This window comes from Bacillus sp. AFS031507, from assembly GCF_002584635.1.
Classification (GTDB): Bacteria; Bacillota; Bacilli; order Bacillales; family Cytobacillaceae; genus Neobacillus.
Map to the genome: position 1 here is coordinate 1 of NZ_NUOW01000034.1, position 16,045 is coordinate 16,045.

General features: G+C 40.5%; 16 protein-coding genes, 1 tRNA gene, 1 other RNA gene and 1 other annotated feature. Of the genes, 13 read left to right on the forward strand and 5 right to left on the reverse strand.

Annotation, left to right across the window (positions count from 1 at the left end):
- Positions 1 to 284 (reverse strand): hypothetical protein (locus COE25_RS31260; protein ID WP_218964341.1); only part of this gene is annotated, 284 nt, incomplete at its 3' end.
- A 5-nt stretch (positions 285 to 289) separates the two neighbouring features.
- Positions 290 to 1,231 carry a YaaC family protein gene (locus COE25_RS24955; protein ID WP_180247596.1) on the reverse strand — a complete coding sequence of 314 codons (942 nt, stop codon included), beginning with the start codon at positions 1,229 to 1,231 and terminating at the stop codon, positions 290 to 292.
- 106 nt (positions 1,232 to 1,337) lie between these two features.
- Here COE25_RS24955 and guaB point away from each other — a divergent pair, with 106 nt between their 5' ends.
- The 6 genes from guaB to COE25_RS24985 all read left to right on the forward strand — a co-directional run bounded on the left by guaB (position 1,338) and on the right by COE25_RS24985 (position 8,205).
- A complete protein-coding gene (gene guaB / locus COE25_RS24960; RefSeq protein ID WP_088084893.1) occupies positions 1,338 to 2,807 on the forward strand; it encodes an IMP dehydrogenase in 1,470 nt (489 codons plus the stop codon).
- A 219-nt stretch (positions 2,808 to 3,026) separates the two neighbouring features.
- Positions 3,027 to 4,337, forward strand: a complete 1,311-nt coding sequence (locus COE25_RS24965) for a D-alanyl-D-alanine carboxypeptidase family protein (RefSeq protein WP_257208953.1) — start codon at positions 3,027 to 3,029, stop codon at positions 4,335 to 4,337.
- A gap of 198 nt (positions 4,338 to 4,535) precedes the next feature.
- A complete protein-coding gene (gene pdxS, locus COE25_RS24970; RefSeq protein WP_088084895.1) occupies positions 4,536 to 5,417 on the forward strand; it encodes a pyridoxal 5'-phosphate synthase lyase subunit PdxS in 882 nt (293 codons plus the stop codon).
- Between the two features lie 161 nt (positions 5,418 to 5,578).
- Complete coding sequence (gene pdxT / locus COE25_RS24975; RefSeq protein WP_098934550.1) at positions 5,579 to 6,169, forward strand: pyridoxal 5'-phosphate synthase glutaminase subunit PdxT; 591 nt, start codon at positions 5,579 to 5,581, stop codon at positions 6,167 to 6,169.
- A 57-nt stretch (positions 6,170 to 6,226) separates the two neighbouring features.
- Positions 6,227 to 6,451 (forward strand) — a binding site (T-box leader).
- Between the two features lie 91 nt (positions 6,452 to 6,542).
- Positions 6,543 to 7,823, forward strand: coding sequence for a serine--tRNA ligase (serS, locus tag COE25_RS24980; RefSeq protein WP_098934551.1), 1,281 nt, complete (start codon positions 6,543 to 6,545; stop codon positions 7,821 to 7,823).
- Positions 7,824 to 8,112: 289 nt separating this feature from the next.
- Positions 8,113 to 8,205 (forward strand) — tRNA-Ser (locus tag COE25_RS24985).
- 247 nt (positions 8,206 to 8,452) lie between these two features.
- Here the strand turns inward: COE25_RS24985 and COE25_RS24990 are convergent.
- From COE25_RS24990 to COE25_RS25000, 3 genes are all read right to left on the reverse strand, one after another.
- Positions 8,453 to 9,148 (reverse strand): deoxynucleoside kinase, encoded by a 696-nt coding sequence (locus tag COE25_RS24990; RefSeq protein ID WP_088084898.1) that lies wholly within the window; start codon positions 9,146 to 9,148, stop codon positions 8,453 to 8,455.
- 15 nt (positions 9,149 to 9,163) lie between these two features.
- Entirely contained in the window at positions 9,164 to 9,811 is a 648-nt protein-coding gene (locus COE25_RS24995) for a deoxynucleoside kinase (protein WP_088084899.1), read from the reverse strand.
- Between the two features lie 198 nt (positions 9,812 to 10,009).
- Positions 10,010 to 11,296 (reverse strand): LysM peptidoglycan-binding domain-containing protein, encoded by a 1,287-nt coding sequence (locus tag COE25_RS25000; protein WP_088084900.1) that lies wholly within the window; start codon positions 11,294 to 11,296, stop codon positions 10,010 to 10,012.
- Between the two features lie 242 nt (positions 11,297 to 11,538).
- Here COE25_RS25000 and tadA point away from each other — a divergent pair, with 242 nt between their 5' ends.
- The 7 genes from tadA to COE25_RS25035 all read left to right on the forward strand — a co-directional run bounded on the left by tadA (position 11,539) and on the right by COE25_RS25035 (position 15,784).
- Entirely contained in the window at positions 11,539 to 12,054 is a 516-nt protein-coding gene (tadA, locus tag COE25_RS25005) for a tRNA adenosine(34) deaminase TadA (RefSeq protein ID WP_088090242.1), read from the forward strand.
- 76 nt (positions 12,055 to 12,130) lie between these two features.
- An RNA gene (ffs, locus tag COE25_RS25010) (signal recognition particle sRNA large type) lies at positions 12,131 to 12,395 on the forward strand.
- Positions 12,396 to 12,539: 144 nt separating this feature from the next.
- The gene (gene dnaX / locus COE25_RS25015) at positions 12,540 to 14,228 is read left to right on the forward strand and encodes a DNA polymerase III subunit gamma/tau (protein WP_088084901.1); all 1,689 of its coding nucleotides are present in this window, start codon (positions 12,540 to 12,542) and stop codon (positions 14,226 to 14,228) included.
- Positions 14,229 to 14,258: 30 nt separating this feature from the next.
- Positions 14,259 to 14,579 carry a YbaB/EbfC family nucleoid-associated protein gene (locus COE25_RS25020; RefSeq protein ID WP_066259542.1) on the forward strand — a complete coding sequence of 107 codons (321 nt, stop codon included), beginning with the start codon at positions 14,259 to 14,261 and terminating at the stop codon, positions 14,577 to 14,579.
- A gap of 17 nt (positions 14,580 to 14,596) precedes the next feature.
- The gene (recR, locus tag COE25_RS25025; protein WP_088084902.1) at positions 14,597 to 15,193 is read left to right on the forward strand and encodes a recombination mediator RecR; all 597 of its coding nucleotides are present in this window, start codon (positions 14,597 to 14,599) and stop codon (positions 15,191 to 15,193) included.
- A gap of 21 nt (positions 15,194 to 15,214) precedes the next feature.
- Positions 15,215 to 15,436 (forward strand): YaaL family protein, encoded by a 222-nt coding sequence (locus COE25_RS25030; RefSeq protein WP_088084903.1) that lies wholly within the window; start codon positions 15,215 to 15,217, stop codon positions 15,434 to 15,436.
- Between the two features lie 84 nt (positions 15,437 to 15,520).
- Positions 15,521 to 15,784: a pro-sigmaK processing inhibitor BofA family protein gene (locus COE25_RS25035; protein WP_088084904.1), complete on the forward strand. Its 264-nt coding sequence runs from the start codon at positions 15,521 to 15,523 to the stop codon at positions 15,782 to 15,784.
- The last annotated feature ends 261 nt before the right edge of the window (positions 15,785 to 16,045 follow it).

Genomic DNA, 16,045 nt, shown 5'->3' on the forward strand with positions numbered 1-16,045 from the left:
GGCAAATCTAAGACAACCAGAAATGGTTGTTTTTTGTGTTTTCGAAGATTTATGTATGGGTGAACAGAAAATGATAATTGTGCCCATGGAAAAGGAAAAGAGCTTGTACCGGTCACAAAAAAGAATAATTGTGCCCATGGAAGAGGAAAAGAACCTGGACTGGTCACAAAAAAAAATAATTGTGCCCATACAACAGAAAAAAAGCCCTCTTCGGTAACATAAAAGGGTCCTATGTTACCGAAGAAGAGGAAAAAATCCTTCAACGGTAACAAAAGGATGGTCATAGTTACTATCCCATCAAATACTGATAAATCAAAAACGGTCCTTTCTGCATGGTGACATCAAGAAAAGAACATATGAATGGATAATCCTGATTGGGCATCATTTTTGTCAGCTCACTCCACCATTCCGTCTCATAGCGGGCGATCATACTTAAATTGTAAAGCAATAAATAATGGACCAATAGTTCTGGGAAATTGAAATAATTCTCTTTATTAAGAGGCAATGAAAAAGTTCCATTCTCAATATTATATTTAAGTGGAGAATTTCCAAAATGAGAAGTCGTGTTCATCGAAAATGCCAGACCATCATTTGAAAATTCCACTCCTTTTTCAAACTTAGATGTCAAAAATTCCTTAAACCGATTTTCTGTCATATGAAAATGATCTAATACGGTTTCAGGTACAAAAAACTGTTTTTGATCCGTTTGTAACTTAATAAATGTTCTTTTCCCTTCAAGTAAAAAGAATAAATCATCCAGTTCTGGTATAAGCTGTAGTAATTCCTCCATTATGACTTTCTCCCCTTCCAATTGTTTCATGTGAAACAATTTTTCAGAGATGAAGGGGAAAAGTCCATTTTTTTGAAATTTAACTTCGTCTTGAAAGAAATGATAATTCTGCTTCTTCCTTTTCCTTGTCGAAACTCCGTGTGCTAAAACCGCCGTTGTTTCTGGGTAAGCAGGATCAATGGTTAATATACATGCTTTAATTAAATGGACGAGACCATAAAAAAGTAAAATTGGTTTTATAATAAGTGGAGAGCGTTCTGCTTGTTGATAATAAATTTGTCCGTGTTCAAGATAATAAAGAAAGGCATAACAATTTTCATAGCTTTTTTGTTCAGGATTCTCGATCTGACGCTTTTGGTAACAACCTTTTAAAAAGCGCTGGCAGTATTCTGCGGAAAAGAAGCAAGAGTAGCTTTTCCAATCTTTATATTCAATACCCAAGACTATATCACCTTTTTCAGAAGAATCAGACTAATACTTATTCCTTGACAGTATTTTATCCAATTGATAACCTACAAATAATATTTTTTTCCTGGGGGCCATAAAAATGTGGGAAAGTAAATTTTCAAAAGAAGGTTTAACGTTTGACGATGTGTTATTAATTCCTGGTAAATCTGAGGTATTGCCAAGAGATGTAAACTTGCAAGTGGAATTATCACCAACTGTAAAGCTGAACATTCCAATCATTAGTGCTGGGATGGATACAGTAACAGAATCAGAAATGGCTATTTCAATGGCTCGCCAAGGCGGTTTAGGGATCATTCATAAAAACATGACCATTGATCAGCAGGCGGAGCAGGTTGAAAAGGTAAAGAGATCGGAAAGCGGGGTTATTACTGATCCATTTTTCCTAACACCAGAGCACCAAGTGTTTGATGCAGAGCATTTAATGGGAAAATATCGTATTTCCGGAGTACCAATCGTAAATAACTTTGAAGAACAAAAGCTTATCGGTATTATCACCAATAGGGATCTTCGCTTTATTTCAGACCAAGATTATTCATTTAAAATTTCTGACGTAATGACCAAAGAGAAGCTTGTCACAGCCCCAGTCGGAACGACGTTAAAAGAGGCAGAGAAGATTCTGCAGCGTTACAAAATTGAAAAACTTCCGCTTGTAAATGAGCAGGGTGTTTTAAAAGGGCTAATAACAATTAAAGATATCGAAAAGGTTATTGAATTTCCAAACTCCGCTAAGGATAGCCAAGGCCGTTTATTAGCCGGAGCTGCAGTCGGTGTAACGAGCGACACGATGAAACGTGTGGATATGCTTGTAAAAGCAAATGTCGATGTGATTGTCCTCGATACAGCCCATGGACATTCAAAAGGTGTTCTTGATATGGTAAAGGAAATCAGAACTGCGTATCCTAACCTCACCATTATTGCTGGAAACGTGGCAACAGCTGAAGGAACCAAAGCCTTAATTGAGGCAGGAGCAGATGTGGTAAAAGTAGGAATTGGACCTGGCTCTATTTGTACGACAAGGGTTGTAGCAGGTGTTGGTGTTCCGCAAATTACCGCTGTTTATGATTGTGCGTCAGAAGCGCTCAAGCATGGTAAAACGATTATTGCTGATGGCGGCATCAAATACTCTGGTGACATCGTGAAAGCACTGGCAGCTGGTGGACATGCTGTTATGCTTGGCAGTCTATTGGCTGGGGTAACAGAGAGTCCAGGTGAGACAGAGATTTTCCAAGGACGACGTTTTAAGGTATATCGTGGCATGGGTTCCGTTGCAGCAATGGAAAAAGGTTCTAAAGACCGCTATTTCCAAGAAGATAATAAAAAGTTTGTTCCAGAAGGAATTGAAGGACGGATCCCGTATAAAGGGCCGTTAGCAGAAACCATTTATCAGCTGATCGGCGGCCTCAGGTCAGGAATGGGCTATTGTGGAACTAAAGACCTTGAGGAATTAAGGATGAAGGCACAATTTATTAAAATGACCGGTGCGGGTCTTAGAGAGAGTCATCCACATGATGTCCAAATCACAAAAGAGGCTCCAAATTACTCGTTATAATATTTAAAACAGAGAAGCACGGCTTCTCTGTTTTTTTATGAAAAAAGGCCTAGGAATGTTTGAGAAACTTTCAAAAATAGCCATAAGATGGTTCATAGCTCCGTCTATGATTTGCCATAGAGATATGTTAAAATAACCAAAGTGTATAAATTCTTGGAGGGCGTTAAAGTGAACAAACATTTTTATCGGAAATGTATTGCCAGTGCAATGGCAATAATTATGTTTTTTGGACTATTTGCTGGTGTTGATATAGCGAAGGCAGACGCAGCATTAAATGTGAATGCAGACGGAGCTATTTTGGTTGATGGAGAAACGGGCAGGATTTTATATGAAAAGAATGCTGACAGTCCATTAGGAATTGCCAGTATGACGAAAATGATGACTGAGTATCTTTTACTCGATGCTGTAAAACATGGAAAGGTGAAATGGGATCAGGAATATACAGTAAGTGATCTTGTTTATAAAATCTCACAGCCGACTGGTTTATCTAATGTCCCATTACGCCTTGGTGAAAAATATAATGTTCGAGAATTATATGAAGCAATGGCTATTTATTCTGCAAATGGGACAACCATTGCTCTAGCTGAAGTCATTGGCGGTACGGAAACGAATTTTGTGAAAATGATGAATGACAAGGCAAAAAAATTAGGATTGAAAAATAGTAAATTTGTAAACTCCACCGGTTTGAATAATAAAGATTATAACGGTGACCAACCAGAAGGAACAGGAGCAGATGAAGAAAACGTTATGTCCCCTCATGACGTGGCGACATTAGCTTTTCATCTCATTAATGATTATCCAGATGTGCTAAAAACGGCTAGTACGCCTAAAAAGGTATTCCGAGAAGGAACAGAAGATAGAATAGAAATGCAAAACTGGAACTGGATGCTGCCATCATTGGTTTATGGTTATCAAGGCATGGACGGGCTAAAAACAGGTACCACTGATTTTGCAGGTTACTGTTTTACAGGGACAGCAAGCCGTGATGGTAAACGATTTATAACTGTTGTTCAAAATGCTAAGGATATTAGCGGCAAAAACGATGGGTATAAGGCACGCTTTGGTGAAACGAAAAAAATGCTGGATTATGCTTTTAGCAATTATACAAAGGCAAAGCTTGTTCCTAAACATTATCAAGTAAAAGGTCAGAAAACCGTTCCTGTTGTTAAAGGAAAAGAGGATCAAGTAAAAATCTATTCGAAATCAGCCATAAATATGATGATTCAGAATGGCGGAAAAGAAAATTATAAACCAGTTCTTGTATTTGATAAAAAGAAACTGAATAAAAACGGTGAGCTAACCGCACCCATTAAAAAAGGTGAAACGGTGGGTTACTTAACAGTTGCACCAAAAAATGGTGAAAAAGTTAAGTTCTTAACAGCAGCAGGTCAACAAAAGGTCAAGGTTGATGTGATTGCTGCAAATGATGTAGAAAAGTCAAACTGGTTTGTGTTAATGATGAGAGGCATCGGTAGTTTTTTTGGTGATGTCTGGCATGGAATTTCTACTGCTGTTAAAGGATGGTTTTAATTAAATTCAAACAGTATGAAGCTCTAAGTGGGAATAATAGGATGGACGCAAAATGGATTCTTGTCTTGACAGGAATCCTTTTTTGTTGCTTTAATGTTTTTATGGGGTTAAAATAATTCCGACTAAATTAATGAAGATTTCTGAAACTATGAGAAAATTTTTCTTAATATTAAAAGAAATAATTAGGGGGATTTAGAAATGATAACAGGTACTGATCTCGTAAAACGTGGTATGGCTGAAATGCAAAAGGGCGGCGTCATCATGGATGTTGTTAATGCAGAGCAGGCGAAAATTGCTGAAGAAGCAGGAGCAGTAGCAGTAATGGCTTTAGAGCGTGTTCCTTCAGATATCCGCGCGGCTGGCGGTGTGGCAAGAATGGCAGACCCTAGAATCATTGAAGCAGTTATGGGTGCTGTGACGATCCCTGTAATGGCTAAAGGAAGAATTGGACATATTGTAGAAGCGCGCATTCTTGAAGCAATGGGTGTTGACTATATCGATGAGAGTGAAGTTTTAACACCTGCTGATGAAGAATACCATTTAAATAAAAGAGATTATACTGTACCGTTTGTATGTGGCTGTCGTGACCTTGGAGAGGCTGCCCGCAGGATTGGTGAAGGAGCATCTATGCTTCGTACAAAAGGCGAACCAGGAACAGGTAATATTGTTGAAGCAGTCCGCCATATCCGTAAGGTAAATGCTCAAGTCCGTAAAGTTGTTGCAATGAATGAGGACGAGCTTATGACAGAAGCAAAGCTATTAGGTGCACCATATGAAATCCTCTTAGAAATTAAACGCCTTGGCAAGCTGCCAGTTGTTAACTTTGCTGCCGGCGGTGTAGCAACACCTGCTGATGCAGCGTTAATGATGCAATTAGGAGCGGACGGTGTATTTGTTGGTTCTGGTATCTTTAAATCAGAAAACCCAGCGAAATTTGCTAGAGCGATTGTTGAAGCAACTACACATTATCAAGACTATAAATTAATTGCTGAACTTTCAAAGGATCTTGGAACACCAATGAAAGGGATCGAAATTTCATCACTAGCACCTGAAGCACGCATGCAGGAGCGTGGATGGTAATTAGAAAAGCGGAAGGCGCCTGTTTATCGGCGACAAGCATAAGACGAGCCGGCATGAAGGTTGCTTTTTAACCTTCTTGACGGATTGGCTTATGACCTCGAGCCGATGGCGCCTGGAGCTAGACAGTTATCGAAGTTCAAAACGCATAAAGGGGTATTTTTATGATTAGAATCGGCGTTCTTGCTCTACAAGGGGCAGTCCGTGAACATATGAACTCTATAGAAGCATGTGGTGTAGAGGCCGTCGCAATCAAAAGAAAAGAAGAACTACAAGAAGTGGATGGCCTCATTCTTCCTGGCGGAGAAAGTACAGCAATGCGACGTTTAATTGACAAATATGATTTTATGGATGCCCTAAAAGAATTTGCTCAAGAAGGAAAACCTATGTTCGGTACCTGTGCGGGGCTCATTTTATTAGCAAAAGATCTTGTTGGCTATAATGAGTCACACATCGGTGTAATGGACATTAAGGTGGAACGTAACTCGTTTGGACGCCAGGTTGACAGCTTTGAGGCGGACCTTGCGATTAAAGACGTTGCTGAAAGCTTCCCAGCAGTATTTATTCGTGCACCGCACATCGTTGAGGCGGGAGAGAATGTTGAAATTCTGTCCAAGCATAATGACCGCATCGTGGCCGCACGGGAAGGACAATTTCTAGGCTGTTCCTTCCATCCTGAGTTGACGGATAATCATGGCCTTACTGCGTACTTCGTCGAGATGGTGAAGGAAGCTAGGGCTAAACAGTTTGTATAACAGGGTTGCATTTGGTTTATAATTATAGTAATTTAAAATTACAAAATCTAAATAAAGATTAAAGCAATGAGAGGAACTAGTAACAGGAGATTCATTCTTTAGAGAGCCGGTGGTTGGTGAGAACCGGTGGATGAAGCTTGTGAATCCCTCCTCGAGCAAGGTGCGGAACACCTCCTCAGGAGGTCAGTAAGTACTTTCGGTAGAAACCGTTAACGTTTTTTTCGAGGTGGACAGTTTTTTCTGTCAACCAGGGTGGTATCGCGAGTAACTCTCGTCCCTGTATTAGGGGCGGGAGTTTTTTTATTTTTAAGCGGATGCGCCCGTGAAGTAAGTCTAATCTAAAATACTTTTATAAAAAAGGAGCGCTGTTAATATGCTAGATATTAAAGTGTTAAGAGCTGATTTTGAAGATGTAAAAGCAAAACTTCAAAAGCGTGGAGAAGATTTATCTGCTCTCGATCAGTTTGAAGAACTCGACCAAAGAAGACGCGAATTGATTGTGGAAACAGAAAAGTTAAAAAGCCGCCGAAATGAGGTTTCCCAGCAGGTTGCTTCTTTAAAGCGTGAAAAGCAGGATGCCGATCACTTAATTAAAGAAATGCGTGAGGTTGGTGACCAGATCAAAACGTTTGATGATGAATTACGAGTGGTTGAAGAGTCATTAGAACTTTTGATGTTGAGCATTCCAAATATCCCGCATGAAAGTGTTCCAGTTGGTGAAACCGAGGATGATAATATTGAAATTAGACAGTGGGGCAAGGTGCGTGAGTTTGAGTTTGAAGCCAAGCCTCACTGGGATGTTGCTGATCAACTGGGTATTCTGGATTTTGAACGGGCTGGTAAAGTAACTGGAAGCCGCTTTGTCTTTTATAAAGGGTTAGGTGCTCGTTTAGAACGTGCATTAATGAGTTTCATGTTAGACCTCCATGTTGATGAGCATGGCTATACAGAAATATTGCCGCCTTATTTAGTCAACAGAGCTAGCATGACTGGAACTGGCCAACTTCCTAAGTTTGAAGAAGATGCCTTTTTGATTGAAAATGAAGATTACTTCTTGATTCCAACAGCTGAGGTACCTGTTACCAATCTTCATCGAGATGAGATTTTAAGCGGCGAACAATTGCCGATCCGCTTCGCCGCATACAGTGCGTGTTTCCGCTCTGAGGCTGGCTCTGCGGGCCGTGATACACGAGGTTTGATTCGTCAGCATCAATTTAATAAAGTTGAACTTGTTAAGTTTGTTAAGCCTGAGGATTCTTATCAGGAACTGGAAAAGCTGACAAATGACGCTGAACGGGTATTACAATTACTTGAACTGCCATACCGTGTGTTAAGCATGTGTACAGCTGACCTTGGCTTTACCGCAGCAAAAAAATATGACATTGAAGTTTGGATTCCAAGCTATGGAACCTACCGAGAAATTTCTTCTTGCAGTAATTTTGAGGCCTTCCAGGCAAGGCGGGCAAATATTCGCTTCCGTCGCGAACCAAAGGCTAAACCAGAACATGTACACACCTTAAATGGTTCTGGCCTCGCGATTGGCCGTACGGTGGCTGCAATTTTAGAAAATTACCAGCAAGCCGATGGAAGTGTCGTGATTCCTACGGTTTTACGTCCATATATGGGCAACCGCGAAGTCATTAAGCCTATGTGAAATTAAAGCTGTGTTAAAGCTAAATGTTGATTTTACACACTCTGTTGATTGGAGTGGAATGTGCGAGACTCCTGCGGGAGTACGGGACAGGGGAGACCCCACAGGCGCGAAGCGCCGAGGAGGCTCCCCGGAACGCCCGCGAACCGCACGCACATGGAACGGAAATCAACAGACAAGTTTAACAAAGCTAAAATTACAAAAAACTGGACAGACCAAAAATTTGTCCAGTTTTTTTATTTAGTATGTTGACATAGTAAAAACAATATGGTAAATTAGTTTTTGTTGATACGGAGGAATACCCAAGTTTGGCTGAAGGGATCGGTCTTGAAAACCGACAGGCGGGTCATACCGCGCGGGGGTTCGAATCCCTCTTCCTCCTCCATTAAAATTTTAAATCGCGCATAAAAACTGGAGATAAAGGTTCGTTACATTATATGTAACGGCTTTTTTTTATGTCTTTGAATCCAGCTTCAGCACCAAACGGCTAGTGTCCTTCGCTCTCCGCCCTACGATAAGTCAAGCACGAATGCGCTAACGCTCTCCGTGTTTCCTTTATCTCAGTTGGAGCGCTCCAGGCCATACGCCGCTGAACGGGTGCTCCCGCTTTATATAAAAAAACACATATTGGATTATCCAATATGTGCTGTTCTCATATTTAATATTTCTTGTAGTTTATCTTCAACCGCACGGCAGACCTTAGTGGCATCTTCTTCACTTTTTACAACGTCTGTCGTATCCATATCAATCACTAATACTTCACTTGCTGCATACTGATTCATGACCCACTCATCATAACCCTTCCAAACTTCGAAGTAGTATTCCTTCAGCTCAGGGTTTATTTCAAAGCTTCGACCGCGCGCCATAATCCGATCAATTACCGTATCGAACGAACCTTTAAGATAAACCATTAAATCTGGCGCTTTCCTTGGAAGTTCATTTAGTTCTTCTAGCATATTTTCAACTAGGTCTTCGTAAATTTTAAATTCCAAATCAGATATTCTGCCTAATGATTTATTTACATAAGCAAAATACCAATCTTCATAAATGGAACGGTCCTGAATGGTGTAAACAGGCTCTCTCCAACCGACGCATTCCTTAACGGTTTTAAAGCGTTTATTTAAGAAGAATAATTGAAGAAGGAAGGGAATTCTTTTTGCATCTAATTCTTCAGGTGTTAGTTCATAATAGAGAGGAAGAATCGGATTGTCATCCACCGATTCATAAAACACCTTACTCTCTATTCCTCTATTTTGAAAGTGTGCATTCAATGTGTCTGCTACACTTGTTTTTCCAAGACCTATCATACCACCAATTACGATACTCACTAACATTCCCCTGTTCTATAGTGTTTTAGTCCAGCTGCTTTTTTTTAATGCTAATGTTAACTGACTAATAATATGGTTTAAGTCATGTTCATTTTTAACAAAATCCAATTCATCCCCACTGAAACGAAGAACTGGTATTTCCGGATGTTCTTTTTCAAAGATCATCATTGTTTCTTCATAGTCAAGCGATAGCTGCTCTAAATATAAGGGGCTGATATTTTTTTCGACTTCACGCCCTCTTACTTTGATGCGTTTTAACAGCGTGTCTAGGCTTGCATTCAGATAAATAATCACGTTAGGCTTCGGCATATCCTCGGTAAGAATTTGATAAATTTTATAGTATTTTTGATACTCGTCCATACTTAATGAACGCTTAGCAAAAATTAAATTTTTGAAGATATGATAATCCGCTACGACGGATTGATTTTGGCTTAAAAAATGGGTATTGATATCCCCTAATTGCTTAAAGCGATTGCAGAGGAAAAACATTTCCGTTTGAAAACTCCACTCCTCAATATTTTCATAGAATTTCCCTAGAAATGGATTTTCATCAACAATCTCTTTTAGTAATGCAAATTCGAATTGCGCTGAAATGGCTTTAGCGAGAGATGTTTTACCTACACCTATCGGCCCTTCAACGGTAATAAAGGGTGTATCCCCCATTGCAAGTCCTCCTTCTCCAACTGCCTTCACTCTATGTTTCACCAGTTAAACTGGTTATTTAGTCACGTAAAACATGCAAAGACTATTTTATCATAATCTCACCAAGGAAGGGACAAGGAATATTTAGAAGAAATTAGTTTTATGTCAAATATATGAAAAAACTGCCGAATAGGGGCAGTTTTTGTAGAATAAAAATATTTAAGTCGCATGTTTTGTGACATTGAAATTGTCTACGATCAACAGCCAGTTTTGCGGGAAGGCCAGCCCAAGCTTCCAATAGCTCATACCCCTAATATTTAACTCTTTAATTAAGTCAAACTTTGCCTGGATCGAGCGGGCATCCTCAAACCAAACCTCATGCTGCTTCCCAGCATCGGTATATCTAAAAAATGGGGCCTGGGCTTTGGTGTCATATTGTATCGGGACATTGTGGCTTGCAGCCAGCTGTATCGCCTGCTGAGGGCTCACTGCCTTTGCCACTGACCCCGGCACGAATGGCAATGTCCAATTATAGCCATACAGGTTTTGTCCCATCATAATTTTATTTGCTGGAATATCAGTTATTGCATACTCCAATACTCTTCTTACTTGATCAATGGGCGATACCGCCATCGCTGGGCCGCCACTATAACCCCATTCATAAGTCATAATGACGACAAAGTCAGCGATTTCGCCGTGAGCCTTATAATCATGCCCCTCATACCATTTTCCCTTTTGGGTTGCGCTAGTCTTTGGGGCAAGGGCGGTTGACATGAGCCAGCCTTGACGTGAGAATCTTTGTTTTGCTTTTCGTAAAAAGCGATTATAGGCCTCGCGGTCCGCAGGGCGTAAAAACTCAAAGTCAAAGTGAATATCACGGAAACCATACTTATTGGCAGTGGTGACAATATTGTTAAGAAATTTATCTTGTATAGCGGTATCATTCAAAAGAATTCGACCGAGTTCATCGTTAAACTGGTCATTTTCTTGATTGTTAATAACCATCATTAAGACATTTCGATTGGCTTTAGCAATGGCAGGAAAGTTATTAAGTAATGGTTCTTTCAAGGTACCATCGCGTCGCGCTTGAAAGCTAAAGGGGGCTAAATACGTGAGATAGGGTGCGGCCTCACGGGCACTGGTTTCTAGGATAGGGGCTACAGTGGTGCCGCGCGGTTCAACGTACGCGTTAAACTCGGCGTTTCTTTTTTTACCTTGAGGTATATAGAGACGAAAGCCTACATTAAGAGGTTGATTTACATTAATCCGATTGATGGTGGCAAGCTGCTGATAAGGGACGCCAACCTTCCTTGATATAGAGAATAAGGAATCGCCTGGCTGCACGAAGTAAAAGTGACCGATGATTGGAATGACAAGCGACTGTCCGATAACTAGATTGTTTGGATTGGGTAAATCATTGGCCTCAACGATATCTTGAACGGTTGTATGATAAGTCCTAGCGATTGTAGTTAAGGATTCATTACTTTTTATCACATGGATTTGCATCCTAATCCCTCCTTGGCAAATATGCGTTGCAACTATTTTATGAAAGAGGGAGCGGATAAATGATATAATGCTGTTAAATTTCATCTGTACTAGGATGTATGTTTGCCTTTAAGACATTCTTAATGGCAAACATCAATAATTTTATGTAAATCAGCCTGCTATAAATTATAATGGTCATTAATAAAGATGACCGGCAATTTTTTTTCGTTAAATTGAGTTTTTAAAGGGGAAATATGATGACAATTGAGCGTATGCAAGATGAAGATTTTATGAGAGAAGCAATAAAGGAAGCTGAAAAAGCAGAAGAGCTGAAAGAGGTGCCGATTGGAGCCGTTATTGTAATAGAAGGAAAGGTTGTTGCTCGGGCCCACAATTTACGCGAGAGCGAGCAAAATGCCATCGCCCATGCTGAACTATTAGCGATTGATCAGGCCTGCAAGGAACTGCGCTCGTGGCGCCTTGAAGATGCCACCTTATATGTAACGTTAGAGCCTTGCCCAATGTGTGCAGGGGCAATCATGTTATCAAGGGTCAAACGAGTCGTTTATGGTGCAGTTGACCCTAAGGGCGGCTGTGCGGGTACACTCATGAACCTCTTGGGGGATGAGCGCTTCAACCATCAGAGTGAGGTTATCAGCGGTGTATTAGAAAAAGAGTGCGGGCAAATACTCTCCGACTTTTTTCGAAAAATAAGAGAGCGGAAAAAGCTCGAGAAAAAAGTGCAAAAGGATGAACTTACAAAAACTGACAGTGAATAGTGATTGCTTTTTTACGAGAATATTTGTATACTAAGAAAGCGTCATAGAGACGCACTAAACTTTGGTATCAACTTTGCCGTGCTAGGTGGGGAGGTAGCGGTGCCCTGTACCCGCAATCCGCTCTAGCGGGACTGAATCCCTTCCCGAGGCTAACGACCTGTAGGGTCTGCCTTAAGTAAGTGGTGTTGACGCCCGGGTCCTGCGCAATGGGAATCCATGAACCATGTCAGGTCCGGAAGGAAGCAGCATTAAGTGGACGCTCCCATGTGCCGCAGGGTTGCCTGGGCCGAGCTAACTGCTTAAGTAACGCTTATGGGCGTTAGTCGACGGAAGGTGCACGGCAGTTATATTACATAAATTAACTCATCTCAGAATAGGGATGAGTTTTTTTGTTCATTCAACTAGATTCATTTTGTAAAAACCAAAATGGTTAAGGTATAATAAGAAAAGTGGAAAGATGAAAAATTTGAAGGGGGCGATGTCAATTGAGTTATCAGGCTTTATACCGTGTTTGGCGGCCTCAAACATTTATTGATGTAGTAGGACAAGAACATGTAACCAAGACATTGCAAAACGCCCTGCTTCAACAAAAGATCTCTCATGCATATCTTTTTTCAGGACCGAGAGGAACAGGGAAAACAAGTGCGGCTAAAATATTAGCAAAGGCGATTAATTGTGAACGTTCGCCGGTTTCAGAGCCGTGTAATGAGTGTGCATCCTGTCTTGGCATCACCAATGGGACGATCTCGGATGTGCTGGAATTTGATGCTGCCTCGAACTCACGTGTGGAGGAAATGCGTGATGTGCTTGATAAGGTCAAATTTGCACCTACTTCGGTTAATTATAAGGTCTATATTATTGATGAAGTACATATGCTATCCATTAGCGCATTCAATGCATTGTTAAAAACATTAGAGGAACCGCCAAAGCATGTGATCTTTATTTTAGCGACGACAGAACCTCATAAGATCCCCTTAACCATTATTTCAAGATGTCAGCGTTTTGACTTTAGAAGGATTACAGCTGGAGCAATCGTCAAACGGATGAAATTAATCGTTGAGGAAACTGGAGTTAATTGTGATGAGCGAGCCCTGCAATTGATTGCCCGGGCAGCAGATGGCGGGATGCGTGATGCGCTCAGTTTATTAGATCAGGCCATATCGTATAGCCAGGACCAGGTGTCCATTGAGGATGCCTTAACTGTAACCGGATCAGTATCGCAGGGATTTTTGAATAAGCTGGCCTTAGCCTTCCGGGAAAAGGATGTTGCGAGCGGGTTAGAAGCACTGGATGAACTTTTATTCCATGGAAAAGACCCGATGCGCTTTATTGAGGATTTAATTTTATTTTATCGTGATATGCTGCTTTATAAAACAGCACCAAACCTTGAAGAATCCCTTGAAAGAGTGATGCTTGATGATGATTTTCGAATCATGGCTGAAACTATCTCAATGGAGCAGATTTATCAGCTTATCGATCTCTTGAATAAAACTCAACAAGAAATGCGCTGGACCAACCATCCAAGAATTTTCCTTGAAGTAGCGATCGTTAAGTTATGTCAAATGGAAGTAAAACACACAGAGCAAGCAAATCCAGCACAAATTGAACAATTAATAACAAGAATCGGCCAGCTTGAGACCGAATTGCAGCATTTAAAGGAAACTGGTGTGGCGGCAGTCCCACAAGAAACCGCAACACAAGCGCAGAAGTCTGCGCCAAGGTCTTCTAAAAAAACATTTCAGCCTGCAGTTGGAAAAATCAATGAAGTATTAAAGCAGGCAACGAAAAGCGATCTAAATGTCATCAAAGCCAATTGGGGCGAATTGCGGGCTAGTCTTTTAAAATCACAAGCCGCCCTGTTAAACGATGCAGAGCCGATTGCAGCGTCCTCAACTGCTTTTATTATAAAATTCAAGCATGAGATGATTTGTCAAATGGCAATGAATCGTGCTGATTTTCTTGATGCTGTGATCGCCGCATTAAATAAATTAACCGGCAAAAGATTCATCCTTTTAGGTGTTCCTGAAGACCAATGGCTGCCAATTCGCGAAAACTTTTTGAATAGTCATGATGGTGCTGAAGGAGAAACCAGCGAAGCACCTAAGGAAGAAGAACCACATATTGCCGAGGCGAAAAAAATATTTGGCGAAGAATTTGTGGAAATTATTGATTAATAACTAATTAAATGGAGGTAGATGGTAATGATGCGTGGTGGCGGAATGGGAAATATGCAAAATATGATGAAACAAATGCAAAAGATGCAAAAGAAAATGGCGGAAGCACAAGAAGAGTTAGGTGAAAAGAAGATTGAAGGATCTGCTGGCGGCGGAATGGTCACAGTAGTGGTAACCGGTCATAAGGAAGTTGTCGATGTAATTATCAAACCAGAGGCAGTCGATCCGGATGATATCGAAATGCTTCAAGACCTTGTTTTAGCTGCAACAAATGATGCTCTTAAAAAGGTAGAAGAGTTAACAAACAGTACGATGGGGCAATTTACAAAAGGAATGAACCTTCCTTTTTAGGAGTGGAATAGCAAAAGATGCATTATCCTGAACCAATATCTAAGCTGATTGACAGCTTTATGAAGCTGCCAGGTATCGGCCCAAAAACGGCCGGTCGTCTGGCTTTTTTTGTCCTAAGTATGAAAGAGGATACGGTGCTTGATTTTGCCAAAGCACTAGTGAATGCCAAACGAAATCTAACCTATTGTTCTGTCTGTGGTCATATCACGGATCAGGATCCATGTTATATTTGTGAGGACCAACGACGGGATAGAAGTATCATTTGTGTCGTCCAAGATCCTAAAGATGTCATAGCGATGGAAAAAATGAAGGAATTCAACGGTTTGTACCATGTTCTGCATGGGGCGATTTCCCCGATGGATGGGATAGGTCCTGAGGATATCAATATTCCTGACCTCTTAAAACGTCTTCAGGATGAAACAGTTACTGAAGTGATTCTAGCGACTAACCCTAATATTGAAGGGGAAGCAACCGCGATGTACATTTCACGTTTGTTAAGGCCATCAGGGATTAAAACGACAAGAATTGCGCATGGGCTTCCTGTTGGCGGGGACCTTGAATATGCGGATGAGGTAACCTTATCGAAAGCGATTGAAGGCCGGAGAGAATTTTAAAAAGACGCGGAGGAATCAGTCATGTTTTTTCAGCGTAAAGGTCGGCTGCGTAAGGAGTATAATGAAAAGCTCTTAATGCAGTTGAATCGATATAAAGAACATTGGCAGCAAGAAAAGCTGCTGTTGGAAAAAAGTTTTGATCCTTCAGAAGAAGTGATTTGCCAAACAAAAATTGCCGAGGCAAAATATATCTTTCTATTAAGAGAAGCAAAGCAGCGGAATGTTACCTTAATGAGATCATAAACAAGCTATTTCTTTTTTTAGGTCTATTTTTATCAACTTGTACATAAGTTGAAACAAAGTGACTTAAGAAGGGGGATAGCTTTTTTGGAACCAATTATTGTAATATCCATCCTCGGAGGGCTCATTCTTATCCTTTTATTTACGGGTGCTCCTTTTAAGCCCGCTCGATTGGTTGGACAGGCTGCTATTAAATTAGTTATTGGAGCGCTATTTTTATTCTTCTTAAATGCTGCGGGTAATCGCTATGGCATTCATGTGCCGATTAATTTTGCTACATCGGCTATTTCAGGATTTTTAGGAATCCCGGGTCTAATTGCTTTAGCTGCTATTCAACATTGGGTACTCTAAACCTAAAACCGCTGAAAAAAAGCGGTTTTTCTTTTTGAAAAACAAATTTTAAAAAAAGTATTGACCAATCCTTTTATATGCTGTAATATATGAAAAGTCGTCACAGAGACGATGAAATGCAAACGAAAAAAGTTGTTGACTTCTGGTTGATAACTTGATAAGATAATAAAGTCGCTTTTAGGCGATAGAGAAATTGGTCTTTGAAAACTAAACAAACAAAATCGTGCAAACAAACAAAAATTTTTAGTTTCAATTAAGAAA